We start from the raw sequence: 18810 nt of genomic DNA, 5'->3' as shown, positions 1-18810 counted from the left end.
GTCGGTCGCCGCCAGGTCCCCTGATCCACCCCACAAAAACACCCCACCCTCGCGGGGTGGAGCAGCCCGGTAGCTCGTCAGGCTCATAACCTGAAGGCCGCAGGTTCAAATCCTGCCCCCGCAACCATCTGAACTTGCGATGTGAACACATCACGAACCCCAGCCCCGAAACGGGCTGGGTTTTTTGTTTGTCCGCTGCCCGACGCCATCGTCAGAATGCCAGCCAGATCGCCCCGGACATCGATCTGTAGCCCCTTGTCGGATGGCGTCAGGATGATCGCCTCGATCAGCGAGCGGATTACCTCGGCCGCCTCCTGGCGTTTCTCGTCCAACTCGGAATGCAGCATGTCGTGCAGGCGTGCGAGTTGCCGGTGGTAGAACTCCGCCATCTGGGGATGGAGCAGGGGAGGAGGTGCCTCAGCGGTCGCAAGGAACTCCTTGAGTTCTGCCTTGCGGGCTTCGAGCTTGGAGCCGCGCTCCTTGACCGTCTCGATCGAGATGGCTTCGGAAAGATAGAGATCCATCAGCCGCTGGATGTCGCGCTCGACCCTCTTCAGTTCTGACTCAGCCGCGCCGATGTCGGCCGACGCCTCCATGCGCAGCCGGTTCATCTCGGTTGTGAAGGCTGTGCAGAACTCGGCGAACAGGTCCGGATCCATGAGATGGTGACGCAGGGCGTCGAGCACGCGTCGCTCCAGTTCCTCGCGGCGCATATTGGTCCGGTTGTGGCAGGTACCCTTGTTACGCGCTGTCGAGCAGCCGAGTAAGGTGCCGGAGATCATCGAATAGCCGCCACCGCAGCAGCCGCATTTGCTCAAGCCGGAGAAGAGATAGCGGGGACGGCGCTTCTCGCGGAAATGATCGGGCGATGACGTATCGCGCGTGTCCCGGCTGGCGCTGACGCTGGCCTGCCGCGCCTTGACCGCGTCCCACAGATCCTGGTCGACGATCCGCAACTCCGGCACCTCCTGGATGACCCACTCGGATTCCGGGTTGGGGCGGGCCTGGCGTTTGCCGGTGTCGGGATCCTTGATGAAGCGCTGCCGGTTCCACACCAGCCTGCCCACGTACATTTCATTATTGAGGATGCCGGTGCCGCGTGCCCGGTTGCCGGTGATGGTCGAGAAGCCCCACGTACCACTGCCCGGCGCGGAGATCCCTTCGTCGTTGAGACGGAAGGCAATGGCGCGCGGTCCCAGTCCGGCCGCGAAGTCGCGGAAGATGCGACGGACCACCTCGGCTTCCACCACGTTGATGGTCCGGTCGCCCCGGATGGGCTCGCCATTGGCGTCGAGCCTGCGCACGACATCATAACCGTAGGCATTGCCGCCGCCCGACTTGCCCAGTTCGACCCGGCCGCGCAGACCGCGATGGGTCTTCTCTGCCAGGTCTTTCAGGAACAGGGCGTTCATCGTGCCTTTAAGGCCGACGTGAAGGTGGGAGACCTCGCCCTCGGACAGGGTGACGATCCGCACGCCGGCATAGTTCATGCGCTTGAAGACGCCGGCGATATCTTCCTGGTCGCGGGACAGGCGGTCCATCGCTTCAGCCAACACGATAGCAAAGCGCCCGCGCTGTGCATCGGCGATCAGCGCCTGGATGCCAGGCCGCATTAAAGACGCGCCCGAGATGGCGTGGTCGGTATACTCTTCGACGATGCTCCAGCCCTGTTTCTCCGCGTGGTTACGGCAGACACGGAGCTGATCGGCGATCGAGGCGTCGCGCTGGTTGTCGGACGAATAGCGGGCGTAGAGCGCGACCTTCATGGTGAGGTATCCCTTACGGTCCGGAGCGGCGGCGCTGCTCCTGTTGCTGCGACCGGAACCAGTCCCGTGCGGCACGACGGGCCATGAGGCGGACCAGCGCTATCAGGCGCGGGTCGGGGGCATCGGGTCGCAGGATGAGCCGCAACTCGGGCTCGGGCGGCCGATACGCCGGGGCAATGGACTGGCTGGGTCTGTCCGTCATCGTTGCTCTCTTCCGACCGTATGGCAAGGAAAACAGACACACGATCCGGACAAATGACTGTTATTTCAATGGAAAACGGGAATATGAGAGGGCGCGTCCATGCGTGCTCAAGCGTACGGAATCGTAGTTATAGGTAGCCCCGGATACAGGCGCGTCGTACAAATACTGGCGGAAGACGGAGTCACGAGAGGGAGGGCAAACGATGAACAGTCCATGGGCATCCTTCTAGCGGGGCGAACGAACGCTCTAGTCGCGTCCTCCGTTCCCTCTAGCAGCCTGTCGGGTTGGGGTTCTCCTAAGCAGATAATGACGAGGCTGGACCGACTTCATGCGGCCTGGAGACGCGCTATTCTTTTGCAGTTATATGCGAGGGCGACGAGGGTCCATTCGGTGGTGATTTTTGCAAGCCCCCGCAGGTGGAAACGTCTGAACCCCATGATACTTTTGATGATCCCGAATACCGGCTCGACGGTCTGTTTTCGTAATCTGTAAAGGTCTCCGGCTTCCGTGGTGTCCAGTTTTTCCTTCATGGCGAGGCGCCAGGGTTCGGTTATCCGCCGTGGCTCTTTGTCTTCAGGAGACGGCCGGAAATCGTAAGGTCTGCGGGCGCGGGGGCGTCCAATGGCGACCAGCGGTTCAATGCTTTTTTTTTGCAGTTCACGGACAACTTTTCCGCTGGCGTAACCGGTGTCGGCGAGCACCGTCGATGGGAGACCGATGGTGTCTTCCATCGACAGCACCGTATCGCGTTATGTCATGGCGCTCTGTTGCTCGCCACGCGCTTCATCAAGCCTTTGGAAAAGAACCGCCAGTCAGGACCATCCTGAGATGCCTGGCCTTTAAGACTCACCTGAGAATAAAGTCACTCAGGCAAGCTTGGCAAACGTCGTCCGCCTTGAGATCATTCGTTTGTGCTTCGGATCGTCCGACATGACGGCGACAGCCGAAATCTTATTCGTGTTTGCCCGAGACCACTATTTCTTTAAGCATTTCTTTCAGCTGAACGGCCAGAGCGTTTCCACCACGACCGCCGTCATGCAGATTTATGGTCAAGCCATCAACTGTGGGTAGACTTTCTGCCAGGGAAAGAATGGAAATATCTTCCGGCAGGTCACCCGTCATTCGAAAGGTTATACCCAGGCCAGCGCGTACCGCAGCCCATAGTGTCGCAACACTGCGGCCTGTAAAAGCAATCCGCCAGGGAATTCCTGCTGCTTCAAGTTGCTTGATCGCACTCTCCCGAAAGCGACACGGAGCTGGCAGAACAACCAGCTCAACAATCGTATTCAGGTTAAATTTGAAGTTTTTCGGTCCGAGCCATTTCTGGGGCAACTGACGCCAGGGCGTCACGTCGGAACGCCCATCGCCCCCGAACGCCAGAACAAGATCCAGTGCACCACGATCCAACGCATCAAACAGTGCGCTGGCACGATCGACCAACACCTCGAGTTGAGCCATCGGATGTGCGCGACGAAACTGAGCCAATGTGTCGGGTAACCAACTTTCAGCGAGATCGCCCACCACGCCGAACCGAACCTGACCTGCAAGCGCGTATCCTTGCAGTGCGGTTAAGGCTTCATCATTCAGACTCAGAAGCCGCCGGCCATAGGCAAGAAGAGTTTCCCCCGCAGGTGTCAGCGCGAGGGAACGACCATCCCGCCTCACGAGAGCCTGGCCGGTATGGTCTTCCAGCTTGCGCAGCTGCTGGCTAACGGCCGATTGAGACCTGTGGAGCGTCATCGCCGCACGATTGAAGCCCCCAAGGTCCTGCGCTGTCACAAAGGCACGCAAAGCATCAAGATCGAGAGAACGGGGTGTCATCAGTTTCGAAAACCTGAACCATGCGTTTAAAATAATGCGTTATTCAAAACAATGAATAGGTCGTAGCAATTGAACCCGTCAACACGGGAGATTTCGATGCGTGCCATTCAGGTTCATGAATGTGGGGCTGCAGAGGTCCTTATTGAAGCGAATATTCCCGTCCCGGAAGCAAGGAGCGGGCAATCTCTGGTCCGTCTCCGTTACGCCGGTATCAACTACACGGAAATCTATCAGCGCAGCGGTATCACCAAGGTCAAACTCCCCTTCACACCAGGATCGGAGGGGGTTGGAGTGATTGTGACATCAGCGCGTTTTCCGAAGGGAACACGGGTTGCATGGATAGGATATCCGGGCGCATACGCGGACTACGCCGTCATCCCGGATCACAAGCTTGTACCAGTCCCCGATGACATTGCGGATGAAACTGCTGCGGCAATTCTCCTCCAAGGTATTACGGCTCAATATCTTGCCGAGGACAGTTATCACGCGAAGACCGGAGACATTGCCCTTGTGCATGCGGCTGCTGGAGGTGTGGGCCTGCTTCTGACTCAGCTTTTAGTGGCCAAAGGCGTCACAGTGACCGGTACGACCTCTACAGATGCCAAGGCTGCTCTCGCCAGAAAGGCTGGAGCGCAACAGATTATTCATTACGATCAGAAGGATATGGAAACAGCTGTGCGGGCTGAACACCCTGCCGGGGTTCATGTCGTCTATGACTCTGTTGGACAAGCCACATGGAAGGTAAGTCTATCTGCTTTGCGACGACGCGGCACATTTGTGTTGTATGGTCATTCCAGCGGTAAGGTCGCATCAATCGATCCAATGGTGCTGGCACAGTATGGGTCACTTTCCCTGACGCGCCCTTTGATCGGTGACTTCATTTCAACAGCGGATGAGTTGAGATATCGCACCGACCGGCTTTTTGGTTGGGTACGAGACGGCACACTTAGCCTGCTTGCTTCTCGGATTTACGAACTCGGCGACGTCGTTCAGGCACATCGTGATCTCGAAGCCCGACGGACCAGCGGCAAATTGCTGCTGCGTCTCGCAAATTGATTATTGATTGAAAGGAAACCCGACATGAAAAAGTATATGTCTGTTCTGACGATTTCCGCCATGTTCGCGACACTGCCTTTAGCTCATGCGGCCGCCGAACCGATGTCCACGCTCGCAGGAACCTGGCAGTTGACAGCGGCAGACACCCTCTATCGTGACGGTCACCGTGTGCACGGTTTTGGTGATAATCCTCAGGGCCGCATGATGGTGGATAGTCAGGGACGGTATGCGATTGAAATCTACCGGGTAGAGACTACCAATTTTGTATCTGGAAACAAGGCTACCGGCACTCCAACTGAACTCAGAGATGCGATGTTGCGAAACAGCGTGCATTACGGTCAGGTCGTGCTTGATCCGGTTCACCACAAAATTGTTTTCGACGTCGAACGGGCTGTGTATCCGAACTGGGAAGGCAAGCGGCAGGTACGAGACTACACGCTTACAGGTGACCGTCTCAGTTATCAGGTTCCAGCATCGGCTACTGGAGACGGAACAATCGCGATTTCCGAATGGCAGCGTATTCACGACTGAGGTCGAATGCCACTCATACGTCTCAAATAAATAATGAGCGATCTTTGTTTTTCGAATGCCACGGCGATATGCTTAATACTACCGTGGTGTATTTTTTGTTTACTGAATGGACAAAAATAAATCAGTGATTTTCTGTGCTTTGAGTTGACGGCCGCTTTGCGAAAGACTGTGCAATGATCCACATATCGGCTATGAGGAGAGTAATGTCCGACTGTTTGGCTCGCGCAAACGCAACAACTTTTGCTACCCTTTTTTCGGACGATCAACCGGATTTTTCTGAGTTATACGTGGACGGGATTTAAAAACGTATTGATCGCTCGACATATAGTAACCCTCGCATTCATTCCGAGGCGGGTTGTCGTTGCCTCGAAAGCGGATCATGCTTCCGTGCGACAATTTAATGAGGTCAGACATGACTGTTCTGGGGCTAAACCACATCACTCTGGCCGTGGCAGATGTCCAGCGATCCCTGACGTTTTATCGGAATATTTTAGGCTTCAGGGTACGCGCAATCTGGGCAGAGGGCGCATATCTCGAAGCTGGCAGCCTCTGGTTATGCCTGTCTCGCGACGATTAGGTGAGACAGGCACCGTATGCAGACTATACGCATATGGCTTTCAGCGTTTCGGAGGACGCATTCGCAGGCATGAGCGAGATATTGATGAGCAACAGCGTGATCTGGAAAGAGAACAGGAGCGAGGGACACTCGGTCTACTTTCTGGATCCGGATGGGCACAAGCTCGAAATTCACGTCGGCTCACTTGAGAGCCGCTTACAGCATTACCTGAATACGCCCTCGAAAAACGTACAGGTTCTCTGAAAAACAGCTCCCTATTCTTTCACCAATATTGTGCCATCAGTTCTGATACCCATACTGGCTGGCGGACGTTTTCCCGAGGCAGGAACTCACGCATAACCGGCTTTACATCGATAATGGGCGTACCATCGATCGCGTCGAGCCCTTCGACTTCGAGGCGCATTCCTTCGACGGTGAGGATTTTGCATACCGTCACCCCAAGTCTATTGGGCCGGTTCTTGCCACGTTGTGCAAAAATTCCGGTTAATGGCCAATCCTGTCGCCCGCGAGGATGACGGGCGCCGGTCTCGATCTTCTCCTGAGCGACTTTGTCGAAAAGAAAGATGATTTCCGCATGACTGAAAGCGTCGAGACCGACAAGCGCATCAGGTCCAAATTTCGCCGGGTCCAACTCTATGGTGGACCGTGACTGCCCCCAATTATCGTCAGTCGGGTCTGTTCTGCCGCCGTGTACATATCCGATAGCTGCGATCATATATTGCATCAGGCTTTCCTTTTATCTCGCTGCTCTACAGTGACCAGGACTAACGGATGCGTTCTCGCAGCCCCCTAAGTCTTACGACCGGTTCGTTGGAAAAGACGAAGCGTAGAAAGGCAACATTCGTTAGGCGCAGGTCAATCGACCAAACGATAGCGTGAGTCAGATATGTTGAATCTGATATAGCGATCATCCCGCATCTTGCCCGCTGTTCGCTACCGGAGAGGCAGTTTCGATTGGCGAAACAGAAGCTATGGGCACAAGTTCCGTGCCCATCATCATGTGATAATGCTGCGTGTGCCCGGTCTCTTCGAAAATACGTTTAAAGACGCCGAGATAGGCGTCCACCGTGGCGGCATCAGTGGAGACGTAGAGATCGTCATGCGTGCTGTGCGAGCCGTCGTTCACCCACGAAAAAAGCGATGCGCAGATTACCTTTTCACGGCCTTCGAATTTCTCGATAATCTTGTCTTTGTCCATGTTGCCAAGGATTTTGAAATAGTTCTCCAGAATGCGGCGCAGCGTGTTCTGGATGGTGAGGCTGGAACGGTTCTCGTTACACACCTCGGACCAGAGCAACTCATAGGATGTCTTGATTGGGTTGTGATCGAAGGTTTCCAGCGTCGAGATATCATCGATCTTCTTGACGATCCAGAAGGTCTCGTGTGTGCGGCGTTCTCTCTTCCGCTCGGGATCGAACGACACCTCTTTGTGGAAATAAATGTTGTGGGTGAGCACGAACACTTGCCGGATCATGCTATTCTTCGTGCGACACAACTCGAACACGCGCTTGATCAAGCTGGAGACGATGAACAGAATATCGCTGTCGAGGCTCGAAATCGGGTCGTCGAACACAATGACCCGATTGCTAGTCATTCCGGATTCCGAAACGCTGCCGCGGATCAGATGGTAAAAATAAAGGAAGGTAACGAAAGTCTTCTCACCTTCGCTCAGACTCCTAACGGCGTTGCTGCCGTCAAGACGGACGATCTCATATAGGTTGCCCTGATCGCCTGCGGTGGCGAGCTTGAAACCGCGAAAACCGAATGAGGCCAGCAACGCATTGACCTCGGTCACGGTGGGCTGAACGCTCGTGATACCCTTCTCAAGATCGCGCAACGTTTGCCGCGCGGTTGCGAGGTCGCCGCGCTTGGTTATCAGGCTCGCTTCGATACCGTTGATCGCTGCATCTACTGCCGTCTTGCTGGAATGATAGGTATTGAGGACACTCTTGGCCTCTTCCAGTAGGTACTTCCAAATTTCGCTAGTGAGCAGCGTCTTCTGATTGCCTATATCATCGACGGCTCGGTTGTGTGCATTGATTGCCGCATTAGCGGCCATGAGAAATGCCCGTACTTCCGCGAACAGGTCAGTGTTGTCCTCCACCGTGACGACGGCACTCGGCTCTTTCTGCTTTCGTGCGATATGCTGCTGATTAAGGGCAAGTCGCGCGGTCACACGTTCGACAAGGTCAGCCAGTTGATCAGCTTCAAGGTAGCGTGATCTGGCCTGCGATATTTGATTGAGCGCTTGGAGGTAGGCGACGCTCGCTGCTTCGTAACTTGTAACGAGACGCGCGATATCCGCGATGTCGCGATCATAGGCATCGTCGAAATAATCGCCGATGTGCTTCGCGAGATCGGCGTGAACATCTTGCTGACAGAATGGGCATTTCGGCGTACTCTTTCCGAAATAGTCGATACCCTGCTTCACCCAGTCACTGTTACCAAGGCGGTCGATCAGACCGGCGATATCGACATCGCCTTGACCGACGACTTTTTTCACGAGGATTGGCAATGCCTCCAGCCGGGTTAACTCGACACCATCGGGCACACGAATTGTGCTTTCCCGTGCAATTCCCTTTTCGAAAATGACGGCTGCCCGCTTCTTCAAGTCATCGAGCGGATGAAGTGTCGCCCGATTGGACGCCCACTGGCTTAGGATTTCATCACAGAAGCGCGCCCTGGAGCCGCGCACGCCCGTGAAGGCGGACTGGAAATCGGCGTCATAGCGGTTCTTCAGCTTCCAACATTCGTTCACGATATTCTCGCGCAGTGCGGAGCGGTCCCCGAGCTTACCGCTTGCGCCATCATTGCCGCGGAGTACAATATCTCGCGCGCTGATATCGTGCTCGATCTCCGCAATCTTCTTTCGCGTTTGGTCGATCTGGTCCAGCACGGCTGCGTCATGCTCGCCCAGCGTAAAAATGCCGGGCAGGTTGGACCGGAAATTTCGCTCCATAAAATCGGTGTTGTAAACGAGGCACTCAAGAGGCCGTTCATTGGCCCAACGGATTGTACTGGTGGGATGATTTGCCGGGTCCGCGATTACGCGCGAGATGCTGGTCTTACCTGAGCCGTTCGCGCCGTAGATAAAATTGATTTTTCGAAGCTCGGTGAGCCACTGCCCCTCAACGCTATAGCTAGCGCATCCGGCGATTTTAATTCCTTCAATCAACGCGGCCCCCTCTTTGCCACATCATCGGCTTGCTTGGGTGGCACATATCAAAAATACCTTTAGCCTTTACTGATAGGCAAGCCTGACGAGTGAACACTGTAATCTATCGGTATTGGAGGACTCAAATTCGGACCGGGAATGACCTCCATTGCTCGGAAGCAGTCGGTTCGGTTTAGCGCCAGTTATGCTTGCTGTATGATCCATTTTTCCAAAGCCTTGGCATGCTCTGTCGGGCCATTTCCCTTGGGTTGGATGAGGCCGTAGAACGTCCCGTCAGCATCGAACCCAACAGGGGCCAACAGTCGTCCCCTAGCCATATCGCCTGCGGCGATGATTTGCGGCGAAAGGGCTACACCCAAGCCGTTGGCAGCGGCCTCCAGCATGATGAAATGATGGTCGTAGAGACGGATGTCGCGTGGTTCTGGTATGTCGGGCCGGGAGGCCAGCCACTTCCGCCATGCCTCGGGGCGGGTCCGCGAGCCGAGCGCCAGGTAGTTTCCGCCCTCGAAACGCGCCGCCATGTCACTTCGCATGACCGGGCCGACCGCCTCTGCCATAATCGTCGTTACCGTCCAGTTCGGATTCAGCGGAAAGTCGAGTCGTCGGATTGCTAAGGTGATGCGTTCTCGCTCGAAATCCAGTGGACCACCGCCGGTCGAGAGATGCACGTCGATGCTGGGATGCCGATCCTGAAAATCGGATAGGCGCGGGATCAGCCAGCGCATCGCCAGTGACCGTTCGCAAGACAGCACTATCGGCGGAGAAATCAGAGGTGACCTGATCTCGGCGAGGGCTGTCGATATTCCCTGCAGTGCATCGCTCGTGGCCAGCGCCAGACGTTCACCATCCGGGGTCGGCCGTACGCCACGACCGTCGGGTTCCAATAGTTGCAATTTGAGGTCCGCAGCCAGTTTGGACACCCGGCGGCTGATCGCTCCATGTGTCAGAGCCAGTTCTACAGCAGCTGCTCGCACGGAACCGAGGCGCGTTACGGCTTCGAACGCACGCAGATCGTCCAGAGACGGGATGTCGGATCGCTTCATTGGTCAGTTTTTATCACCAGAACAGGTCAGTTCATATCGATTTTCTATGGAGCCTGTTCCGTTATTGTCACCATCATGAGCGAAACACCTTTCTTCAGTCACCCGCCGTTGGCGGTCACGATGGGCGATCCCGCCGGGATCGGCCCGGAAATCGTGGCCCGGATGTTTCTACGGCGACCGGCGCAACGGCGCTGGATCGTCGTCGGCGATCCTCTGGTGATGCGTCATGCGCTGGCCGCGCTCGATCCAGCGGCGCACGTGCGCCGGATCACAACATTGGCCGAAGTCCGCTTCGACGACGACGTGCTGCACGTCCTGGCGTCGTCGGAGTGTGAGTGCCTGCCGTCCGTGGGGCAGATCACCGTCGAAAGTGGCCGCGCCGCCTATGCGGCGATCTTCGTCGCGATCCAATTGGCGAAGAGCGGAACAGTAAGCGGCATCGTCACCGCGCCGATCCACAAGGAGGCACTCGCCGCCGCCGGGCTGCACTACCCCGGCCATACGGAAATTCTCGCCGAACAGGTTGATGGTGTGAATGTCGCCATGATGCTGGCGAACGAGGACATCCGTGTCGTGCTGGTGACCATCCATTGTTCGCTGTGGGACGCAATCCAGCGTGCCGATTTCTCCGCACAGATGGCGGCGATCCGTCTGGCCCATGCGGGCGCACGCGCATTGGGCGTCGATAGACCGCGTGTCGGAGTGGCCGGTCTCAATCCTCATGCCGGAGAAGGTGGCCTATTCGGCGACGAAGAAGCCCGCATCATCGCGCCCGCCATTGCGCAGGCACGAAGCGAGGGGATTGATGCGTCCGGTCCGTGGCCAGGTGACACCGTGTTCATGCAGGCGCGCGAAAGGCACTTCGATGTCGTGGTCGCGCAATATCATGATCAGGGGCTGATCCCGGTGAAATATATGGGTCTGGCACAGGGTGTGAACATCACGCTTGGCCTGCCGTTCGTCCGCACGAGCCCCGACCACGGTACTGCTTTTGACATCGCGGGGCGCGGTATCGCCGATCCATCCAGTCTGGAGACCGCGTTTGACTATGCTCTCCGCCTTACCGGAGCCACAGTATGACCCGCCCCGATTTCATCTTCATGCTGACCCGTCACGACCGGACGGTGGAGAATGCGGCCGATCTGGTCGAAATCGTCCGTGTTGCGGGTGTCCGTCATATCGGGTTCAAGGATATCGGCCTGCCGTTTGAGTCTCTCCAGACCCTGGCCCATACAATCAGGCAGTCAGGGGCGACGACCTATCTGGAAGTCGTCTCGCTTGATCGCGAAAGCGAGCTTCGCTCGGTGCGGGCCGGGATCGCTCTGGGCGTCGATTATCTGCTCGGCGGCACTCATGTCGATGATGCGCTGCGACTGCTGAAAGGCACGGATATCCGTTATTACCCCTTTCCAGGCCGGATTAGCGGGCACCCTAGCCATCTCGAAGGGACCGAGGGCGAAATCGTGCGCAGTGCGGTCGATCTTGCCTCCCGGCCCGGCGTGTATGGACTGGATTTGCTGGCTTATCGGTTTACCGGAGACGTAATCAGCCTGATGCAGAGAGTCCGCTCCGCAGTGACGGACAAACGGATCATCATCGCAGGTTCAATCGATCGGGAGGAACGGATCGGGGCTGCGGTGTCAGCGGGTGCTGACGGTCTTACAGTCGGCACGGCGGCGTTCGACGGTGTGTTCCCGACATCTCATGATCTTAAGGGACAGATCGATTACGTCCAGATGATCCTGTCTCGCCTCTGACACATAATTTGATGGGAAGAAGGATGGGTTAAAAAAGAAAAAGACTAATGGGTCCAGTATTCCCGCCATTACAGCCATTTTTTGTCGGAAAAGCGTGGAGGGATTGTTGTAGTGGAGGGACTGTTTTGATGTGTAGCCGTTAGAGTCAGAGAGCTGCGCGGATTTTCGTGACGGGTTGAGAGGGTAGGGGAGAGTCTCCTGTCCGCCCGTCATGGAGCTTTTCGCCATGGCGACCGCTATTCCCAAAATCAGCCTGAGTTCGTCCCGCGACATCCCGTTCAACCGGCTGGTCCTGTCCCAGTCGAACGTACGCCGTGTGAAGTCCGGTCTTTCGATCGATGAACTGGCTCGCGACATTGAACGCCGCGGGCTGCTGCAGAGCCTGAATGTCCGCCCCGTTCTCGACGATATCGGGGCCGAGACCGGCACTTACGAAGTCCCTGCTGGCGGACGGCGCTTCCGTGCCCTCGAACTGCTGGTGAAGCAGAAGAAACTGGCGAAGACGGCTCCCGTGCCGTGCGTCGTACGCGAGGTCGGGTCGACCATTCTCGCCGAGGATGATTCCCTGGCCGAGAACGTCCAGCGGCTGGCCCTGCATCCGTTGGACCAGTTTCGCGCCTTTCGCGACATGCTGGAAAAAGGCATGTCCGAGGAGGAAATCGCCGCAGCGTTCTTCATCGCACCGACCGTAGTCAAACAGCGTCTGCGGCTGATGACGGTGTCCGACAAACTGCTCGATATCTACGAGCAGGACGGGATGCGACTGGAACAGTTGATGGCGTTTTCCATCAGTGACGACCACGCGCGGCAGGAACAGGTCTGGGAGATTGTCAACCAGAGCCATAACCGCGAGCCCTACGTCATCCGCCGCATGCTGACGGAAAAGACCGTCCGGGCGTCGGATGCGCGCGCCCGCTTCGTTGGGCTGGACGCCTATCTCGCGGCGGGTGGTCCTATCATGCGCGACCTGTTCGAGGCCGATGATGGCGGCTGGCTGCAGGATCCGGCCATTCTGGACCGGCTGGTCATGGAAAAACTGCACGCTGCCGCCGAAGATATCCGTGCCGAGGGCTGGAAATGGGTCGAGACGGCCCTGTCGTTCCCGTGGGGGCACACACGGCAGTTCGCGGAAATCGAGGGCACGGAAGTGCCGCTGTCCGATGAAGAAACCGCCCGTCTCGAAGCCCTGCGTGTTGAGCAGGAAACTATCGAGGCGGAATATGCTCAGGCCGATGAATACCCCGACGAGGTCGATGCACGGCTGGGCGAGATCGAACAGGCCATCCTTGCCCTGGAGGAACGGCCCCTGGCGTTCGATCCTGCCGACATGGCGCGGGCCGGCGCGTTCGTCAGCCTCGCCAGCGATGGCACATTGCAGGTGGAGCGGGGGTTCGTATTACCTGAGGACCTGCCGGCTGAGCCGGATGAGACCGATGATGCGGACAGTGCTGATCAATACGGTCACGCTGCGTATGATGGACAGGATGATCGTATTGCTAATGATGGCGGCGATGTGGGCGGGGAGGGCTACAGCATCGCTCCCGACGTTGAGCCCGAGGAAGAAGACGGGATCAAGCCGTTACCCGACCGGCTTCTCACTGAACTCACGGCCTGGCGCACGCTGGCCCTGCGGGACGCGTTTGCCAGCAATCCGCATATTGCCCTGACTGAATTCCTGCACACATTGGTACGCGATGTTTACTGGCAGACACCGGGGGCTGACTGCCTTGAAGCCTATGTCCGGGAAATCGCACTGCCCGTCCATTCGCCTGACATGCCGGGCAGTGTGCCAGCCCATGCGCTGCGCCAGCGCAACGAAGGCTGGAAACACGATCTGCCGGAGGATGAGGATGCATTGTGGCGCTGGATCGACGGGCTGGACGATATCAGCCGTATGGCGCTGCTGGCGCATTGCCTGTCCTTCGGGGTTAACGCGCTTTATGAGCGCATACCCTCCTATGGGGCGGTGTCGCAGCGCAGCGTGACCGAGCGCCTCAAACGGGCAGACCGCCTGGCATCGGCCCTCAGCCTCGATCTGGTCGAGGCGGGCTGGCAGCCCACGGTCGAGAGCTATCTCGGTCGGGTGACCAAAGCTCGCATCCTGCAGGCGGTGCGTGAAGCGCGCGGCGATGAGGTGGCCGAGCGCATCGCCCACCTGAAGAGGCCCGACATGGCCCGCGAGGCCGAGCGGCTGCTGGATGGTTCGGGCTGGCTGCCAGAAGCGTTGCGCACGGTGGGTGGCGCAGGGCAGACGCCTGCTGAGGCTGTGATAGCAGGCGAGGAAGTGGAGGCTATCGCCGCCGAATAAAACGATGGGTTTTGGGATTGTGAGACAGCGGCTTCCGGTATCCGGAGGCCGCTTTGTCGTGTCTGTCGAATGGGCAGAAAGACCGGGTGGCGGACAGGGCTGCTCCGGTCAGTTAGTGTCATCGCGATGTCTATACTGTCGTGGTGTGCAGCCCAGAGTGCGTCGGAATGCGATGGCGAAGGAATTCTCGCATTCATACCCGGTATTTCGTGCAATTTCAGAAATACCCGATGAAGTCATTCGGAGCAGAGTGCTGGCGCGCAGCATGCGCCATTGTGTCAGATAGTCCATGGGCGGTATCCCGACAGACTGCCTGAACCGCAGGGCGAAAACGGAACGGGACATTCCCGCCAGCCGCGCAAGTGTCGCGACTGACCAGCGCTTTCCCGGTTCTGTGTGCATCGCATTGATACTGCGCCCCAGTTGTGGATCCGAAAGGGCATAGAGCCAGCCGACCTGTCCGTCACGGTGCTGCGCGAGATAGAGGCGGAGCACCTGTACAAGCATGATCTGGGCAAGATTATCCGTTATCAGCACGCTGCCCGGTTGCGACTGCCGCATTTCGGCTATGAACAGGTCCAGCGCCCACCTGAGAACCGATGCCTGTTCCGACAGGCCGCGCACCACGACGACAGGGGGCAGACAGCCCAGAAGGGTGTTTGCATGTGATGCGTCAAAAGCGAACCGGGCGCCGACCAGCACGAAATCGCCACCATTATTACAGAGTGCGATCCCGTTTTCGGCCCTGTCATAAATCATATGGGAAGGCATGAGCGGCAGGGCGAGGTCGGTGGCCAGCACGAACGGGCGACCGGTGGTAAGCAGGAAGCAGTCGCCTGCGGTCAGTTCGCAGACAGCGTCGTTTTCTACCTGGACATGGCAACGTCCCTGCAGGACGGCATTGAACTTGATGCCTTCATGGGAAGGGAATGACAGTGCCCAGTCACCGCCGGCATGCAGGCCGGCGGACACGTGGGTACGCGGCTTCAGAAGTGACAGGGCGTCGGACAGGGCATCCACGGCGGCATTCCGGACGATCGAAAGGAAAAACGGGATTTTCGAGTGTGGATCGTATCACGGGGATCGATCACTCTCGAATAACGAACCCGACAGCAGGAGAAATATACCATGGCAAAGGGACAGCAGCCCATCGGTTCCGGTTTCGGAGCTGCAACGACGGCAGGGGATGTCCTTGCCGGTATGGACCTCACCGGGAAACGGGCCATCATCACAGGTGGTCATTCAGGTCTGGGTCTGGCGACGACCCGCGCCCTTGCCGCAGCAGGTGCCCAGGTGACGATAGGCGCCCGCGATGTCACCAAAGCGCAATCTGCCATTGCCGGACTCCCCCGCTTGGACGTCCTGCCTCTCGACCTGGATGATCTCGAAAGCGTCCAGTGCTTTGCGGAGGCCATTCTTGATCGAGATTTTCACATAGACATGGTGATCAACAGCGCTGGAATCATGGCCTGTCCAGAAACAAGGGTCGGGCCAGGGTGGGAAGCGCAGTTTGCGACCAACCATCTGGGCCACTTTGCACTCATCAATCGTCTTCGGCCCATTCTGGAGGGTGGTGCGCGGGTGATCTCGGTCTCGTCCGCAGGTCATCATATCTCCGCCATGCACTGGGAGGATGTTCAGTTCACGCAGGGATATGAGAAGTGGCAGGCCTATGGTCAGTCGAAAACCGCCAATGCGTTGTTTGCGGTTCATCTCGATCATCTGTGGAAAGATAGTGGGGTACGCGCGTTTTCCCTGCATCCCGGAAAGATCCTGACGCCACTTCAGCGTTACCTGACACGCGAAGAAATGGTTGCTGCCGGCTGGATCGATGAAAACGGCGCGCTGGCGGATATGACCTTCAAGACACCGGAGCAGGGGGCCGCGACCCAGGTCTGGGCCGCGACGACCCCGCAACTGGACGGGCTGGGCGGGCTCTATTGCGAGGACTGTGACGTGGCCGAAATTGCGGCTGACGGTGACAGGTCATTCAGGGGTGTCTGTCGCTATGCCGTTGACCCGGAACAGGCGGAGCGCCTGTGGAATTTATCTGCGGACCTGACCGGCGTCGGTGGTCGGAGATAGTTCCCAAGCCGAGGTGCCTCTGCATAAAGCGTAAACATAACGTCCTGGCAAAGCGGCTTCCGGTATCCGGAAGCTGCTTTTTTCATGTCCGACACCCCGGAAAGAGGAAGAGGGCGGCTTCGCCTTTGGTGCCGAATAACCGGCATAGAGGAGAGTTTTCCATGACCACGACCACCATCCTGTCCCCTGTGTCCCGTGGTGCCGCGTCTGGCGGCTACCGGATCGATCCCTCCCGAGGCGAGCGCAATGCTCGCGTATCGTCCGAATGGTTCTCGCGCCCCGACGACGAGCGCTACCTGTCCCTGTCAGACCTGCATGCCGCGACCCTGGCGCGTGCAGACCGGGCCACGGCTCGCACCGTCGAAAGCCGCGCCATCCGTGTCGAGGCCTCGCGCGACAATGCCGAACGCCTGACCCTGACCGTGCCGGGACAGAATGAGCCGATCGCCCCCACACACTGGTCGTTCGGCCAGATGTGCAGCCTTGTTGGCGCGCCATCGTCGTATCTGCGCAACCTTCCAGCGCCACTGGCAGCGATCAACCTGCAGCATGGCCTGCTGTCGCACCGCGCCGAACTGATCAAAACACTGGAGACCGAGGGCGGCCGGGTCGAACTCCGGGCCGTGACCGGTCCAGATTATGGCCGCATCTGGGACCATGAACTGGTCGGCGCGGTGCGCAAGATCGCGGGGGATGGCACAGGCGATACCAACTGGAAGGTGCCGGGTGTCATCGACTGGGCCACCATGACCCATAATCCCTATGTGGACATCACCAAGGAAACCACGACGCTGTATGCGTCAGACAGGGATGTCTTCCTGTTTCTCGTGGACGATACCCACCCGATCGAGGCTGGACGGCTGCCCAATGGCGATCCCGATCTCTATTTCCGGGGCTTCTATGCATGGAATTCAGAAGTCGGCAGCAAGAGCCTCGGCATCGCGTCCTTCTATCTGCGCGGAGTGTGCCAGAACCGCATGCTGTGGGGTGTGGAAAATTTCGAACAGATCACGATCCGGCATAGTAAGTTTGCCGCTTCACGTTTCGTGCACCAGGCCACGCCGGCGCTCCGAAGTTTCGCCACGGCCAGTCCGGCCTCGTTCATCTCGGGCATTCAGGCCTCGCGTCGCGCTCTGGTGGCGAAGAACGATGATGATCGTGAAACGTTCTTACGTCGTCGCGGGTTCTCAAAACCGGAAACCGCGAAGATCATCGAAACGGTGCTGCACGAGGAAGGACGCAAGCCCGAGAGCGTGTTCGACTTCGTGCAGGGGATAACTGCGCTGGCTCGTACGAAGACCAACCAGGACACACGCCTCGATCTGGAGGGCAGGGCGCGCAAGCTGATGGAGAAGGTCGGATGAGGACGGCCATCATCAGAAACCGGCGCGACGGGGAAGGGGAGGCGGACGAGGTCCGCCGCCTTTCACCTGTCGGCAGGTCAGTCGTTCAGGCTGTCCTTGAGCGCCTTGGCGGGCGTAAAGGCCAGCTTGCGCGAGGCCGCGATCTGGATGGTCGCGCCCGTGGCCGGGTTGCGGCCTTCGCGGGCGGCGACTTCTTTCACCTTGAACTTGCCGAAGTTCGGCAGGGTGATTTCGTCACCCGCTTTGGCAGCAGCGGTCATGGTCTCGATCAGGGTGTCCAGCACCTTGCGGGTATCGGTCTTGCTCGTGTCGGTGGTGGTGGCGATATGATCGACCAGATCGGCAATCTTCATGGGACTATCCTTCGTTATCTGTCGGGCCGAAACCCGCTGCTCCTGCCGTTACGGGGGAATTATGGCGTCTTCAAGCCTGCAGGGAGGGTGCAATGACAGACATGCCGCCATGGGATGCCGCCGATCTGGCCCGCAGGCTGGCGGAGAACGCAGAAGCGGTGTGCCGTCATTACCTCTCGGCCGGGCGACGGCATGGCAATTACTGGCTGGTCGGCGATGTCCACAACACGCCGGGACGGTCGCTCTATGTCCGTCTGCATGGGGGACCGGAGGGACGTGGCCGTGCGGGAAAATGGACGGATGGCGCGACAGGGCAGCATGGCGATCTGCTCGACATCATCCGCGAAAGCCTCGGGCTGCTGGATTTTCGTGATGTTGCCGACGAGGCCCGGCGCTTCCTCAGTTTACCGCAACCGGAGCCACGACAGACCGCTGATCGTGGTCGTTCCGATGCGTTCGGGCATGACGCTTCCCCGCAGGCATCAGGAACCGCTGATGCGGCACGAAGGCTCTGGGCCATGTCCCGCTCGATTGCCGGTACGCAGGCGGAAACCTGGTTGCGCCATCGTGACCTCTCCCGCCTGACGGACCTGTCGTCCCTGCGTTTCCACCCTGACTGCTACTACCGCGCCGATGCCAACAGCCCGACTGAGACCTGGCCCGCCTTGATCGCTGCTGTGACCGACCTCGACGGCATTGTGACCGGGGTGCATCGCACTTGGCTGGCGCGGGACGGAAAGGGCAAGGCACCTGTCGCCATGCCCCGTCGGGC

General features: G+C 58.3%; 15 protein-coding genes, 1 tRNA gene and 3 pseudogenes. 10 read left to right on the top strand and 9 right to left on the bottom strand.

The features are described from left to right. Window positions 1-50 precede the first annotated feature (50 nt). Window positions 51-127 (top strand) — tRNA-Met (locus F3J08_RS16180). On the opposite strand, the gene F3J08_RS16175 is transcribed toward F3J08_RS16180, so the two are convergent. The 4 genes and pseudogenes from F3J08_RS16175 to F3J08_RS16160 all read right to left on the bottom strand — a co-directional run bounded on the left by F3J08_RS16175 (window position 84) and on the right by F3J08_RS16160 (window position 3789). Next, window positions 84-1766 (bottom strand): recombinase family protein, encoded by a 1683-nt coding sequence (locus F3J08_RS16175; protein ID WP_166931673.1) that lies wholly within the window; start codon window positions 1764-1766, stop codon window positions 84-86. The genes F3J08_RS16180 and F3J08_RS16175 overlap by 44 nt on opposite strands. 13 nt (window positions 1767-1779) lie before the next feature. Beyond that, on the bottom strand, window positions 1780-1968 hold the full coding sequence (locus F3J08_RS16170; RefSeq protein WP_166931668.1) for a hypothetical protein: 189 nt from the start codon (window positions 1966-1968) through the stop codon (window positions 1780-1782). 326 nt (window positions 1969-2294) lie between these two features. Then, window positions 2295-2711 (bottom strand): annotated as a pseudogene (locus tag F3J08_RS16165) (transposase); the annotation flags it as partial. Between the two features lie 208 nt (window positions 2712-2919). After that, window positions 2920-3789, bottom strand: coding sequence for a LysR substrate-binding domain-containing protein (locus tag F3J08_RS16160; protein ID WP_166931665.1), 870 nt, complete (start codon window positions 3787-3789; stop codon window positions 2920-2922). 96 nt (window positions 3790-3885) lie between these two features. Here F3J08_RS16160 and F3J08_RS16155 point away from each other — a divergent pair, with 96 nt between their 5' ends. The 3 genes and pseudogenes from F3J08_RS16155 (at window position 3886) to F3J08_RS16145 (ending at window position 6196) form a co-directional block, all read left to right on the top strand. Beyond that, window positions 3886-4845, top strand: a complete 960-nt coding sequence (locus F3J08_RS16155) for a quinone oxidoreductase (protein ID WP_166931662.1) — start codon at window positions 3886-3888, stop codon at window positions 4843-4845. A 24-nt stretch (window positions 4846-4869) separates the two neighbouring features. Next, window positions 4870-5376 (top strand): lipocalin-like domain-containing protein, encoded by a 507-nt coding sequence (locus tag F3J08_RS16150; protein WP_166931659.1) that lies wholly within the window; start codon window positions 4870-4872, stop codon window positions 5374-5376. 412 nt (window positions 5377-5788) lie between these two features. Then, window positions 5789-6196, top strand: a pseudogene (locus F3J08_RS16145) (VOC family protein). Window positions 6197-6215: 19 nt separating this feature from the next. Here the strand turns inward: F3J08_RS16145 and F3J08_RS16140 are convergent. The 3 genes from F3J08_RS16140 to F3J08_RS16130 all read right to left on the bottom strand — a co-directional run bounded on the left by F3J08_RS16140 (window position 6216) and on the right by F3J08_RS16130 (window position 10171). Beyond that, complete coding sequence (locus F3J08_RS16140; RefSeq protein ID WP_166931656.1) at window positions 6216-6677, bottom strand: SAM-dependent methyltransferase; 462 nt, start codon at window positions 6675-6677, stop codon at window positions 6216-6218. A 183-nt stretch (window positions 6678-6860) separates the two neighbouring features. Then, complete coding sequence (locus F3J08_RS16135; protein WP_166931653.1) at window positions 6861-9128, bottom strand: AAA family ATPase; 2268 nt, start codon at window positions 9126-9128, stop codon at window positions 6861-6863. 182 nt (window positions 9129-9310) lie between these two features. Beyond that, window positions 9311-10171: a LysR family transcriptional regulator gene (locus tag F3J08_RS16130; protein WP_166931650.1), complete on the bottom strand. Its 861-nt coding sequence runs from the start codon at window positions 10169-10171 to the stop codon at window positions 9311-9313. Between F3J08_RS16130 and pdxA the strand changes: the two genes are divergently transcribed. The 3 genes from pdxA (at window position 10067) to F3J08_RS16115 (ending at window position 14236) form a co-directional block, all read left to right on the top strand. Continuing rightward, window positions 10067-11251, top strand: a complete 1185-nt coding sequence (gene pdxA / locus F3J08_RS16125) for a 4-hydroxythreonine-4-phosphate dehydrogenase PdxA (RefSeq protein WP_240149416.1) — start codon at window positions 10067-10069, stop codon at window positions 11249-11251. The two genes, F3J08_RS16130 and pdxA, sit on opposite strands and share 105 nt — an antisense overlap. Further along, entirely contained in the window at window positions 11248-11928 is a 681-nt protein-coding gene (locus F3J08_RS16120; RefSeq protein WP_166931645.1) for a 4-hydroxythreonine-4-phosphate dehydrogenase, read from the top strand. The genes pdxA and F3J08_RS16120 overlap by 4 nt, the downstream gene beginning before the upstream one ends. A 226-nt stretch (window positions 11929-12154) precedes the next feature. After that, window positions 12155-14236 carry a ParB/RepB/Spo0J family partition protein gene (locus tag F3J08_RS16115; protein ID WP_166931643.1) on the top strand — a complete coding sequence of 694 codons (2082 nt, stop codon included), beginning with the start codon at window positions 12155-12157 and terminating at the stop codon, window positions 14234-14236. Window positions 14237-14344: 108 nt separating this feature from the next. Here F3J08_RS16115 and F3J08_RS16110 read toward each other — a convergent pair whose 3' ends face one another. Further along, window positions 14345-15256, bottom strand: coding sequence for an AraC family transcriptional regulator (locus tag F3J08_RS16110; RefSeq protein ID WP_166931641.1), 912 nt, complete (start codon window positions 15254-15256; stop codon window positions 14345-14347). Window positions 15257-15364: 108 nt separating this feature from the next. On the opposite strand from F3J08_RS16110, the gene F3J08_RS16105 reads away from it, so the two are divergent. Together F3J08_RS16105 and F3J08_RS16100 are read left to right on the top strand one after the other, a co-directional pair. Then, complete coding sequence (locus tag F3J08_RS16105; RefSeq protein WP_166931638.1) at window positions 15365-16321, top strand: SDR family NAD(P)-dependent oxidoreductase; 957 nt, start codon at window positions 15365-15367, stop codon at window positions 16319-16321. A 161-nt stretch (window positions 16322-16482) separates the two neighbouring features. After that, a complete protein-coding gene (locus F3J08_RS16100; protein ID WP_166931636.1) occupies window positions 16483-17685 on the top strand; it encodes a DUF932 domain-containing protein in 1203 nt (400 codons plus the stop codon). 77 nt (window positions 17686-17762) lie between these two features. Here the strand turns inward: F3J08_RS16100 and F3J08_RS16095 are convergent, their stop codons facing one another. Continuing rightward, window positions 17763-18056, bottom strand: a complete 294-nt coding sequence (locus F3J08_RS16095; protein WP_166931671.1) for an HU family DNA-binding protein — start codon at window positions 18054-18056, stop codon at window positions 17763-17765. 74 nt (window positions 18057-18130) lie between these two features. Between F3J08_RS16095 and F3J08_RS16090 the strand changes: the two are divergent. Further along, window positions 18131-18810, top strand: a pseudogene (locus tag F3J08_RS16090) (DNA primase); the annotation flags it as partial.

Origin of the sequence: Asaia sp. As-1742, assembly GCF_011753235.1 — a bacterium.
Lineage (GTDB): Bacteria > Pseudomonadota > Alphaproteobacteria > Acetobacterales > Acetobacteraceae > Asaia > Asaia bogorensis_B.
This window is presented reverse-complemented; position numbering and strand designations above follow the sequence as displayed.